Annotated in this window: 9 protein-coding genes; 2 read left to right on the plus strand and 7 right to left on the minus strand. The window is 38.5% G+C overall.

The genetic code is table 11. The annotated features are described in order from the left end of the window. Positions 1 to 36: 36 nt before the first annotated feature. From ACTJKN_RS10175 to ACTJKN_RS10190, 4 genes are all read right to left on the minus strand, one after another. Positions 37 to 1638, minus strand: a complete 1602-nt coding sequence (locus ACTJKN_RS10175) for a discoidin domain-containing protein (protein ID WP_440824628.1) — start codon at positions 1636 to 1638, stop codon at positions 37 to 39. Between the two features lie 580 nt (positions 1639 to 2218). Further along, positions 2219 to 2548, minus strand: coding sequence for a YegP family protein (locus ACTJKN_RS10180; protein ID WP_440824629.1), 330 nt, complete (start codon positions 2546 to 2548; stop codon positions 2219 to 2221). 122 nt (positions 2549 to 2670) lie between these two features. Continuing rightward, positions 2671 to 4122 carry a DUF294 nucleotidyltransferase-like domain-containing protein gene (locus ACTJKN_RS10185; RefSeq protein WP_440824631.1) on the minus strand — a complete coding sequence of 484 codons (1452 nt, stop codon included), beginning with the start codon at positions 4120 to 4122 and terminating at the stop codon, positions 2671 to 2673. Further along, the gene (locus ACTJKN_RS10190; protein ID WP_440824633.1) at positions 4112 to 4789 is read right to left on the minus strand and encodes a 3'-5' exonuclease; all 678 of its coding nucleotides are present in this window, start codon (positions 4787 to 4789) and stop codon (positions 4112 to 4114) included. The genes ACTJKN_RS10185 and ACTJKN_RS10190 overlap by 11 nt, the downstream gene beginning before the upstream one ends. 241 nt (positions 4790 to 5030) lie before the next feature. Between ACTJKN_RS10190 and ACTJKN_RS10195 the strand changes: the two genes are divergently transcribed. Beyond that, positions 5031 to 6320 (plus strand): M16 family metallopeptidase, encoded by a 1290-nt coding sequence (locus ACTJKN_RS10195; protein ID WP_440824635.1) that lies wholly within the window; start codon positions 5031 to 5033, stop codon positions 6318 to 6320. 11 nt (positions 6321 to 6331) lie between these two features. After that, positions 6332 to 7615, plus strand: a complete 1284-nt coding sequence (locus ACTJKN_RS10200) for a M16 family metallopeptidase (RefSeq protein ID WP_440824637.1) — start codon at positions 6332 to 6334, stop codon at positions 7613 to 7615. 311 nt (positions 7616 to 7926) lie between these two features. Here the strand turns inward: ACTJKN_RS10200 and ACTJKN_RS10205 are convergent, their stop codons facing one another. Genes ACTJKN_RS10205 through ACTJKN_RS10215 form a run of 3 tightly spaced genes read right to left on the minus strand, consistent with a single transcriptional unit; the run spans position 7927 to position 11795 of the window. Beyond that, positions 7927 to 8664 carry an MIP/aquaporin family protein gene (locus tag ACTJKN_RS10205; RefSeq protein WP_440824639.1) on the minus strand — a complete coding sequence of 246 codons (738 nt, stop codon included), beginning with the start codon at positions 8662 to 8664 and terminating at the stop codon, positions 7927 to 7929. 34 nt (positions 8665 to 8698) lie between these two features. Next, entirely contained in the window at positions 8699 to 10189 is a 1491-nt protein-coding gene (glpK, locus tag ACTJKN_RS10210) for a glycerol kinase GlpK (RefSeq protein WP_440824641.1), read from the minus strand. Then, positions 10182 to 11795, minus strand: coding sequence for a glycerol-3-phosphate dehydrogenase/oxidase (locus tag ACTJKN_RS10215; protein ID WP_440824643.1), 1614 nt, complete (start codon positions 11793 to 11795; stop codon positions 10182 to 10184). The genes glpK and ACTJKN_RS10215 overlap by 8 nt, the downstream gene beginning before the upstream one ends. Positions 11796 to 11841: the final 46 nt, after the last annotated feature.

Genomic DNA, 11841 nt, shown 5'->3' on the forward strand with positions numbered 1-11841 from the left:
TCGGGACCTTTTTTTGTTGTTTGGTTTTAAAAAAATCTAATATAAACCCAATTCTGCAAGACTGGCAAACTGTTGACCATCATGTGCAGATTTAGCAATAATTTTGTAATAAAGGAAGGTTTGTGCAGAAGCAAAATCAAAGTATTGTACTCCACTAATGTTTTTTGCTACATAGTTACCTTGTGAAGTGAAATTGACACCATCTGTACTGGTTAAGATTTCGAAATCTTTAACGGCCCTGCTTAAGCTGCTGCGTTGCAATAAACTTACGCCACTAGCTGTTTTAGAGGTGGTTCCTACTTTAATTACCACATTGTGCGGGTATGAAGTAGCCGATGTTCTCCAGCGTGAATGCCAAATGGTAGTCGCATTGCCATCAATTAAACTTGAGGCTTTGCCATCAGAGCTTTCTTCTGAGCTAAATGAAGCAATACTCCATCCTGTTTTGCTTAACTCATTTTTGGTAGAGAAGTTGAGTACAGGTAAGCCTCCTGAAAAAGTATAAGCATAAATCTGTTCGGTTACGGTTCCATTGTCGTGTACCAGTTTAACTTTTAGTTCGTATGGAATACCATCAGCTTTTTCCTGCAAATCCGCAATTGGCATTACAACCCTAAAACTATCTGTACCTATCTTTTTCGATTCCCACGTAATGGCATTATAATCCTTATTTACACCAGTACCCTCATTATTTACGTTAGGGTCGTTATAATACAGAATGCTGGTTACGTTGCCCGTAGAAGTAAATTTCCCTGATACCACTATAGAAGCCAAAGTGCTGGAGTAGCTGGCGTATATTTTATTAATGCTGCTGGTTACCGAACCGTAATAGGTGCTAGCGTTATTATTGAAAACCTGATTGGCATTTAAAATAGCCGCATCTGCAGCGGTTAAAAATGTAGGGCTTTTTCCTAAAGTTCCATTGCCGCCCCACATTAAGGCCATGCCCAGAGTTGAATTTTCAGAAACTTTCTGCCTGTTGTGCGGTAAATTTAATCCGTGGCCAAGCTCATGTACCATGCCTCCGAACCAAACACTAAAGCGATCGCCAACAGTAGTGCTTAAGCCAAGATTTGCAATGTCCATTTCTTCATAATCCAACGCGTAACACCATCTGCCTGTACCATAAAACGGACCTCCGCTTGGTGTACCATTCGAACCGATAGAATACCTTGGAATAATAATCAAAGTATGATCGCTGGTTTTATCTGCGGGGTGCGCAGCGAAATAAGCGTTTATTTCGCTTGCAACTGCCCCGCTACCTCCAGAGTATGGGTAACTCGCTTTTGGCAATGTTCCTCTAATGGTTAGGATTTTTACATTTCCTGCGCCATCATCAGCAAGGCCAAATGTTTTATTGCCATAACCATTGCGGTTCATTTCTTGTTTGTACCAATCTTGTGTCCATAATAGAAGATCGCTCAATCTTTTTCTATAACCCGCAAGGGTATCGAGGTCGTTAGGCACAAAATACACAATGTTTACATTGCGGCTTTGGGTAACAATGTTGGTTGTTGCCAGTTTTTTGTTAATGGAAAAGGTTTTTTCCGCTGGTTGTAATACTTCGGCTTTTTTACAAGATAGGGCAAACAGGCAGGCACAGAATAGACCTGTTAAAAGTAGACTGTTTTTTTTCATACGATAATTTTAGGTTTAGGGTTGATAATATTTGGAATTGGTTGTTGTTGCTTTTTATATGCTGCGCTCAGCCTCTTACCTAATCTTGTCGATTTTAATACGAAGATTATACCACCATAATTTGCCAATCTTGGCCACTGTTCCAAACCTTAAAAAGAGCGTATTGTAAATAGATTTTTACCCTATCTGGATTTAAGTTACAAACAAACTTATACAGTAGACTGAATTAAAACAGCGCAAACGTTTGTGTGGGATGAATGTAATAAGCTTGAATGATGAAGTAGAGGTGCAGTTTGGCCAGGTTCTAGGGCTATTTAATTAGTTATTTAAAATGACCTTAAAAATTTATTACGCGCAAACGTTTGATCGGCTTGTATTGAGCAAAGATGCTTGAGTAAGTTTAGGTTTACAGCTGGCAAATGTGAGGGATAGCTTTAAGAGTAAGATCAGCTATAGCCAATTACTGTAGATTAACTGCAGGTCTTATAGAACAGTTTTTAACTTAAGCTGTAGAGTGGGTGTGTATGGAGGGTATGAAAAGCGACTTGATGTGAAATCTCGGGTCGCTTTACATTTTTCTTTAACTTTGGTCATCAGTTTCTGCGTCTGGTGCATTCTTTTTAACCGATTCGATACCATTATCTCTGGCCGAAGTACTTTCGTATATTTCGCTGGAGCCAATAATCTGGCCATTTGTAGCCTTTAAACTAAAATGGTACTTGCCGTTAGTTGAGGTCTTCTTCTCAAATTTAGAATCATCCTGCGCATTCTTTTTAACAGATTCGATTCCATTTTCGCAGCTTGATTTGGCCGAATAGCCTTCACTGGTTAAAATGGTTTGACCATTGCTCGCTTTAAGATTAAACCGGAATTCACCGTTCGATCTTTTGGTAATTACAAATTTTCCCATGGGTCTGATTTTGGTTTATTTAATTTGGTTAGTATTTTACCTTATTAATAAGTAGATGGTATTCCTAAAGTTACTAAAGTCTGATTCAATTGCAATGAGCAAACAAGAGAATTAATGATAATTTAACCCAGGCTATTGGTGAATTTCATGCGGATGCCGCTCTGAAAGTTTTGGATAATTTTAAAAATTTCGATCAAGGTTACTTTTTCAATTTTGGTTAAACTATCAATTTCGATAAAGTTATTGGGTGCCGCCTGATCATTGATAATCAGATTAGCCTGATGTTTCAATCTCAAGCCCATCAAGTAATAATAAGACTGTGAAAGTTCGTTAAACTGCTCTTCGCTAAAAACACCAAGTTCTCTTAAGGCCTTTAAACGTTCACCTGTATTCTCTTTTTGGAAAATCCTGTTCTGTAAGGCATAAACTCTTGCCAGATCTACAATAGGGGTCATGGCTGTTTTAATATCGAATACCTCTTTTTTATGGATTTTTTGTGTTCTTATATTTCTAAAGTAGGTGAGCGGTGGCTCATAGAGTAAGGCATTTTTGGCCAGGTATACGTAGAATTTTTCGATAGGCTTTTGCAGTTCTTCATCAACAAAAGCCCGTAAACTTTCCATAATGGCTAAATCGCCATAAATGGCTCTGCAATCAAAAAATGCAGCAAATTTTACGGCAGCCTCGGGTAAAGCTTCTTCTATCCAGTTTTTATAATTGTATTTCCAGTGTGATAGCGAATGCGTCCAGTTTGGATTAGTGGCCATATAATCCCCATCGCAGTATACAAAGCCAACATAATTTAATTTATCCGAAACCTGAGTGGCTATGTCTAGAAAATAAGAACGTACAGCAGCTCTTTTATCTTCTCCGGTATCTTCGTAAATAATGGCATTATCCTGATCGGTTTTTAAGCTAAGCTCTTTTCTGCCTTCGCTACCTAAAACCATAAATACGAATTTTGCAGGTGGCGGACCAAGTTTAGCAATCACCTCTTCAATAATTTTAAAGGAAATGGTATCGGCAATAGTAGTTACCACCTCATTTACAATTTTCGAATGCACGCCTCTAGCCAGTAGCTGAGACACAATGCCAGGCACTTTTTGCCATTTTAATTTTAAATCGCTGGTATTTACAGCTGATTTTACTGATTGGATAAAAACTAATGGAGATTCGGCCTGCTCGCTTAAAAGGCGGTTCCTGCTTAAAAAGCCAACGTAATTGCCATTGTCGTTTACCAATAAATAGCGCGACTTTTTACTGAACATCATCAATATCGCCTCATATACATAAGCATCAGGAGTTATGGTAATAATATTGGTATCCATAACTTCGTCAATCGGCAAATTTGAATTCAGTTGTTTGGCAATTACATTATCCCTTAAAGTAATATCGGTTACGAAACCCAGATAAACATCCTGATCATTTTTAATAAAGAGGCAACTGGTTTTCTGTTCTGACATTTTAATTGCAGCTTCAAAAATAGGTGTGCCCGGGCTGCAACTTACTATCTTTTTGAAAGTAATGTCTCCAATACGAGCGGTATAAATTTGATCAGCTAGTTTATCTTCCATTAAAAAATCCCTGTAAAATTCTCTTAAACGAAAAATCTTTTGTCTTTTTCTTTTCCAGGTTAAAAGTATGTTCCTGATGGTAGGCTGAAGTTAAGCTAATTTTACCTGTTTTTAAAAGATGAAAGAAAATCTTTGCCGTGTTTAGTGTATCAGATAAAGCATTGTGCGTATTTTCGGGTGCTTCATTAAATAAAATGGTATAAAATTTATCCAGCTTTAAATGACTGATTACTGTATTGGTGATATAAGGTGCGCTTGCCTTCATCGTACAGAAAAAAGCCAGGTTTTTAAAAATGTTTTCCTTTCCGATGCGGTATAATTCTACATTCACCATATGATAATCAAGCTCAATAAAATGCCCGATGACCAAAGGCTGGTATTTTCCGATGTCTTCAGAAAACTGTAGCATAACCTTTTCTTTGCTCTCTCCATGTGTATGCAGATATTCAGGGGTAATTTTGTGGATTTTTAATGCAGCCTTATCAATAGTGAAATCGGTATTTTTGATATAATGATTTTCCCGCTTAATTTCCTGATACGATTGATCATAAATAATCCAGGCAATTTGGACAATATGAGGCCAGTTCCTTTCTTTAGAATAGGGCGCCGTCCAATTTTTAGGCAGACCTGAAGTTTCGGTATCAACAACGAGGAAGTATTCTTGCAATTTTAAAGTGGTTAGATGAACTATTTCAAAGGTAATTATTTAACAATATAAACTGTAATTATTCATATATCCTTTAATAAAGACGATTGTTAAATAAAACGTTTTTTATTTGTTAAAGTGAAAGATTAACACTTATTTGGTATTAAAATTTAATTAAAATATGCGCTCTCTTTTATTTAGCTCCTTAGCCTGTATATTGTGCCTTAGTTCTGCTTTTGCCCAGGAAAAGCTCGGAGAAAACATGCATTTCAAAAAACTTGATAATGGTTTAGAAGTGCTGGTGGTTGTAGACCGGACCGTGCCGCTGGTTACCATTGAAATGGCCTGCAGAAACGGTTCTTTTACCGAAACCGACGAATTTAACGGCTTAAGTCATCTTTACGAGCATTTATTCTTTAAGGCTAACAAAGATTATCCCGATTTCGAACGTTTAAATTCGAGAATGAACGATCTGGATATCAATTCGAATGCCACTACGCGAGAAGAAGTGGTTAATTATTTTTTTACGCTTCCTGCCGCTAATTTAAAACCCGGATTAACTTTAATGAATTCTTCTATCCGTTATCCAAAATTCATAAAAGAAGATATGGCTTTGGAAAATGAAGTTGTAAATGCCGAGTTTACAAGGCACGAATCTAGTCCGGTATTTGCTTTGATAGAGGCCAACTCACGACATATGTGGGGCGCAAATTATTCCCGTAAAAATGTAATCGGTAGCCATGAGGTAATTTTATCAGCTACTCCATCAAAAATGGATTCCATTAAAAATAAATATTACTGGCCAAATAATTCAGTTCTGGTAATTGCCGGTGATGTTAAAGTTGATGACGCTTTTAGTTATGTAAATTCTGTCTTTGGAAGCTGGAAACGATCGCCGGTTGATCCTTTTGTGAAATGGCCAATCCCTGAATTTAAACCGCTTCAAAAAAACGATTATTATTTTGTTGAATCGAATAAAAGCCCTGTTCCATTTATGCTGTTTAGTTGGCATGGTCCAGATACCAGAAATGATATTCCGGCCACATATGCAGCTGATGTTTTTTCTTTCATCGTGAATCAAAACGGTTCTAAAATGAAACAGGCGCTTATTAATTCAGGATTAGCCCAACAGGCAGATGTGAATTATTATACGCAAAAATATACCGGCCCTATTAGTTTAATGGTGAGTCCTAATCCGACAAAAATAAATGAATGTTACCAGGAGGTACTAAAGCAAATTTCGCTATGGGCCAATGAAGATTATTTATCTGATCTTCAGATTGAAAGAGCCAAAAGATTATTATCTATAGAACAGGTGGAAAGGAGAGAGGTTACTTCTGATTATGCACATTTACTTTCGTTTTGGTGGGCTTCGGCATCAATTGATTATTATACGCACTATGAAGAAAATGTAAATAAAGTAACAAGAAAGGATTTACTCGATTATGTACGTAAGTATATTAAAGATAAACCTTATTGCGCTGGCCTGATGATGGATAAAGCAGGTATGAATGAAGTGAAGCCAGAAACATTTTTTAAATCTTCCAAATAACCTAACGCTCGATGAAAAGATTCATATTTTTTATAAACTTTATCTTAGTTTTTCACATTGCCAACGCGCAAACCAAAGCCATTTCATTTGATGTGAATGGTTTAAAGGTGATTTTAAAGTCTACCCAGAAGGAAACGGTTAGTATGAGCATGTTTTTTAAAGGCGGCGTAATGAATTATAATGCCGAAAGAGCAGGGATTGAAAACCTGGCTTTGGCATCTGCGGCTACCTGTGGTACTAAAAATTACAGCGTTGTCGATTATCAGGAGCTGGCTGATGAATACGGAATTGATATTGCTGGTTCATCTACAACTGATTATGGTACCATTAGCATGGATTGTATTTCTAAATATCTTGACCAAGGCTGGAAACTTTTTTCGGATGCCGTAATTAATCCGGCTTTTGATAAAACAGAGTTTCAAACCACTAAAGAACGGATGATTACGGGTATTTATCATAGTCAGTCTGATCCTGAAACAAGGATTGAGCAATTGAGTATGGAAAGCATGTTTAAAGATTCACCTTACAGCATCAATCCATTGGGTACAAGCAAAACCGTAGGTGGTTTTACTGCCGAAATGGTGAGTAATTATTATCATAATGAATTGTTGAACAAGAATAAAATGTTCTTGGTCGTAGCCGGAAACATTACAAAGGAAGAACTTGAAAAGAAAATTCAAGCTTCTTTCAGCGACCTTAAAGGAAAAGCTTACACGCCACCAGTTTACGATCGTAAAACTTTAACAGGTGAGCATCTGGTAATCGAACAAAGAGATATTGCCACGAATTACATGAGTTGTATTATGAATGCCCCAACCATGACGAATGCCGATTATTATGCTTTTGTGCTAACCATTAACGCATTAAGTGGTAGTATGAATTATGAGCTGAGAACTAAACTGGGTTTATCATACGCGCCAGGTGCAACCGTTAAGGTACAACAGATTCCATATACTTCTATGTTTGTAAGTACTACTCAACCTAAAAAAGCTTTTAAAGCGATGATTACGGTATACAACAACATTAAAGAAGGAAAGTATGGTGAACGTTATCTTGAGGCATTAAAGAAAGAACATCGCGATAGATACTACAGGCATCAGGAAAGCGCAAGTTCGATTGTGGAAGATTTAGGTGAAGCTGAAGTACTTGGCGATTATAGTATTACCGAGAATATGGTAGCCAATTTTAACAAGGTAAGCTTGCAGAATATGAAAGATTCTTTCGGGAAATATTTGAAAGGTGCCATTTGGATATACTTAGGTGATGAACAGGTAGGTAGGGCAGCTTTTCAGTAACAGTGTTCGCCATTGCGAGGAGGAACGACGAAGCAATCTTATAAGATAGATTTAAAAGATTGCTTCGCCGGCTGAAAAAGCCTTCTGATAGTGGCGATAAAGCTGGTTCGTTCTATTGTTAGTGAGGTCAGATGTTACCATCTGACCTAATAAGGTTTGAATTTGAAATTCTTCAATTGCCATTTTTGTTCATTGAATTTAGATTTGCTCATAGTCAGATGGTAACATCTGACTACACAACTATAATCATGAAAAAGCGTTGTCAACTTTCTAGCGAAAAAGCTACTAAAAGTTGACAACACAAAATGCCATTACTTACTAATCAACAAAAAGGCCACAGCAGCTAATACCGAGCCGATTATGGGGCCAACAATAGGTACCCAGGCATAACCCCAGTCGCTACTTCCTTTCCCTTTCATTGGGATTAAAAAGTGAATAATCCTGGGGCCCAAATCTCTTGCCGGGTTAATAGCGTACCCGGTGGTTCCGCCTAAAGCCAAACCAATTACCCACACCAAAAACGCTACCGGGATGGCGCCCATTGAGCCTAATCCAATAGGAGTAACCGTTTCTTTAGTACCCATACTGGCATCAGTAAAATAAAAGATCACAAAGATTAAAACGAAAGTGCCAATAATTTCTGATATCAAATTTGACGACATATTTCTGATGGCTGGAGCGGTTGCAAAAGGAGCAGCTTTTAAACCCTGGTCATCTGTGGCATCGAAATGATCTTTGTAAATAAGCCAAACCAGGAAAGATCCTGTCATGGCGCCAGCCAGTTGTGCGATAACATAAAATGGCACCAACGCCCAGCTGAAGCCTTTTCCGATGGCAAGTCCGAGGGTTACAATTGGATTTAAATGCGCTCCACTGTACGGCCCGGCTACAACAACCCCTACAAATACGGCAAGTGCCCAAGCAGTTGTAATTACAATCCAACCACTATTGTTGCCTTTGGTACCTTTAAGTACTACGTTAGCTACTACACCATTTCCTAAAAGAATCATTAGTGCAGTACCAATAAATTCTGCGAGATATACATTCATATAATTAAATTCTTATCCGATTAAATTTGTCCAATTAGTCTTCTGCATTTACCCTGGCTGCTTTTATTGCTCTATTCCAGCCCTTTATTCTTTCCGCATTATCAATTCCTTTCTCAGCAACAAAAGTTTTGTTGATTTTCCATTGCGAGCGGATCTGATCTATACTTTTCCAGAAACCTGTGGCTAATCCGGCCAGGTATGCAGCACCAATAGCAGTAACTTCGGTTACATCGGGTCTGATTACTTTACAGTTTAACAAATCGGCCTGAAACTGCATCAATAAATCGTTAGCTGTAGCACCACCATCTACTCTTAATTCGGCAATATTTACGCCCGCATCTGCTTCCATAGCTTTTAAAACATCCATGGTTTGATAGGCAATACTTTCTAAGGCTGCCCTTGCAATATGCGATTTGTTTGTACCGCGGGTTAATCCTGTTATGGTACCACGGGCATGTTGGTCCCAATGCGGTGCACCTAAGCCTGCAAAAGCAGGAACAACATAAACCCCATCGGTATCTTTTACTTTTTTAGCCAAGGTTTCTACATCTGCTGATTTAGAAATGAGCCCCATTTCATCTCGAAGCCATTGTACAACCGCACCACCAATAAAAATACTGCCTTCTAAAGCGTAATTTACCTCACCATTAATCTGCCAGGCAATAGTAGTTAATAGATTATTGGCTGATATTTTTGGCTTCGACCCGATATTCATCAGCATAAAACAGCCAGTACCATAGGTGTTTTTTACCATCCCGATTTCGGTGCACATCTGCCCGAATAAAGCAGATTGCTGATCGCCGGCTATACCTGCAATAGGAATTTTTGCTGCCAGTATGCGTCCTGCGGTTTCTCCATAAACTTCGCTTGATGATTTTACTTCAGGGAGCATGGCTTTCGGTATCGAAAAGAGCTCAAGCAATTCGTCGTCCCAGCTTAGGGTGTGGATGTTGTAAAGCATCGTTCGTGATGCATTACTGACATCGGTTACATGTTTTTCGCCTGCTGTTAATTTCCATATTAACCAGGTATCGATGGTTCCGAAGGCAAGTTTTCCGGCTTCCGCTTTTTCCCTTGCCCCGGCAACATTTTCTAAGATCCACCTGGCTTTAGTAGCCGAGAAATAGGAGTCTATAATCAGTCCTGTTTTTTCTTGTATTTTACTGGCCAGTCCTTGTGCTTTAATTTCATCGCAATAGGCAGAAGTACGCCTGTCTTGCCAAACAATGGCATTGTAAATCGGTTGTCCGGTTTCTTTATCCCAAACCACAGTGGTTTCCCGCTGATTGGTAATGCCAATAGAATCGATATCGCCTACGGTTAAGCCTGCTTTAACAATCACTTCTGTTACAACAGCCAATTGTGTCGACCAGATTTCCATTGGATCGTGCTCTACCCAGCCGGCTTTGGGATAAATCTGTGTGAATTCTCGTTGTGCAATGGCAACAATTTCGCCATTGTGATTAAAAATAATTGCTCTCGAACTTGTGGTTCCCTGATCGATAGACAAGATGTATTTACTCATAATTAGGAATTTGGTTATTGGCTAAAGCCGATTCGATTATTTTAGGTGTTGAATGATAAATATAACCATCGGCTAATTTATTAAAAGTTTCGATTTGGTTAATTTCCCAGTTTTTATCAGCAGATAATTCTTTGGCCAAGAGCGAAGCTACTCTAGGTGCCATATCTTTGGCAGCCTGTGCATTAATAAACAGTATCCTTAATCTTCTGCTTAAAATATCTTCTACGGTTTCGGCCATTTCGTTTCGTGCAGACCAAATTACTTCAGCTTCTATATAAGGAAATGCAGGATGTAATTTATTGCCAAGACTTGGATCTTGTGCCATTAAAGCTTCAATTTTACTGCGATCCGATCCATAGATAGCCAAATGACTATCTGTAGCAGTGGTTAAACTACCATGTATACTTAAATTTTGGGTTACACATGCTTTCGATTCCAAACCAGCATGAGTAATGGCTAAATCAACGGTTTCTTCTGCCATTCGGCGATAGGTGGTCCATTTACCACCTGTAATGGTAATCAATCCTTTTGCAGAAACAATAAGTTTATGGTCTCTGCTAATTTCTTTTGTACTATTTCCATCTCCATTGGTAGGAGCGGCCAATGGGCGTAAACCTGAGAATACGCTTAAGATATCTTTTTCCATGGGTTTGCGGTTAAAATAACCCGCTGCTGTACTCATAATAAAATCTACCTCTTCTTTTAATGCCCTGGGTTCTAAGCTATGTTCGTTTAACGGAGTGTCTGTTGTGCCCACCAGTAAATGTTCATGCCATGGAACGGCAAACAAAACACGTCCATCAGAGGTTTTCGGGATCATTAAAGCCGATTCGCTGTTTAAAAAGCTTTTGTCAAGCACTACATGTACCCCCTGGCTGGGGCGTACCATTTTTTTTGAATCCGGGTTATTCATTTGAAGGATGTCATCCACAAACACGCCAGTTGCATTAATTACTATTTTGCCAATATATTTAGCTGTTATCCCGGTTATGGTGTCTTCTGTTTCAATGCCCGTAACTACGTCGCCGCTTTTTAACAAGCCGGTTACCTTTGTATAGTTCAATAATGAAGCACCGTTTTCAATAGCAGTTTGTGCAATGTTTATCGCTAAACGGGCGTCATCAAACTTTCCATCGTAATACCTGATACTTCCTTTTAACCCCTTTTCTTTAATGCCGGGAATCATGGTTAAGGTTTCTTTTTTAGAGAAAAACTTAGATTTGCCGAAGCTATATTTGCCTGCCAACCAATCGTAAAGCGTAAGTCCGGTTAAATATTTTATAACAGAGAACCAATCGTAACAGGGAATCAGAAATTCTTCTTTATTTACCAGGTGCTTTGCGTTTTGTTGTAATAAACCACGTTCTTTTAAGGCATGTTTAACTAAACCGATATCGCCCTGTGCCAGGTAGCGAACGCCACCATGTACCAGTTTAGTACTCCGGCTAGAAGTTCCTTTAGCAAAATCTGATTGTTCAACCAATAAAGTTTTAAAGCCCCGGCTCGCAGCATCCAATGCAGTACCTAAACCTGTGGCACCTCCACCAATAATAATGAAGTCCCAATTTATGTTTTCTGTTAGGTGGTGCGGGTGTAATCTTTCCATTTAGATTTATAAAAATAATAAAACGAAACAATACGCAATTATAAGA

The organism is Pedobacter sp. 22163 (assembly GCF_052045595.1).
In the GTDB taxonomy this organism is placed as follows: Bacteria; Bacteroidota; Bacteroidia; order Sphingobacteriales; family Sphingobacteriaceae; genus Pedobacter.

Coding starts and splice junctions, on each gene's coding strand:
- ACTJKN_RS10175 (WP_440824628.1), bottom strand. CDS start 1,638: ATGAAAAAAAACAGTCTACTTTTAACAGGTCTATTCTGTGCCTGCCTG.
- glpK (WP_440824641.1), bottom strand. CDS start 10,189: ATGAGTAAATACATCTTGTCTATCGATCAGGGAACCACAAGTTCGAGA.
- ACTJKN_RS10200 (WP_440824637.1), top strand. CDS start 6,332: ATGAAAAGATTCATATTTTTTATAAACTTTATCTTAGTTTTTCACATT.
- ACTJKN_RS10215 (WP_440824643.1), bottom strand. CDS start 11,795: ATGGAAAGATTACACCCGCACCACCTAACAGAAAACATAAATTGGGAC.
- ACTJKN_RS10195 (WP_440824635.1), top strand. CDS start 5,031: ATGCATTTCAAAAAACTTGATAATGGTTTAGAAGTGCTGGTGGTTGTA.
- ACTJKN_RS10180 (WP_440824629.1), bottom strand. CDS start 2,548: ATGGGAAAATTTGTAATTACCAAAAGATCGAACGGTGAATTCCGGTTT.
- ACTJKN_RS10205 (WP_440824639.1), bottom strand. CDS start 8,664: ATGAATGTATATCTCGCAGAATTTATTGGTACTGCACTAATGATTCTT.
- ACTJKN_RS10185 (WP_440824631.1), bottom strand. CDS start 4,122: ATGGAAGATAAACTAGCTGATCAAATTTATACCGCTCGTATTGGAGAC.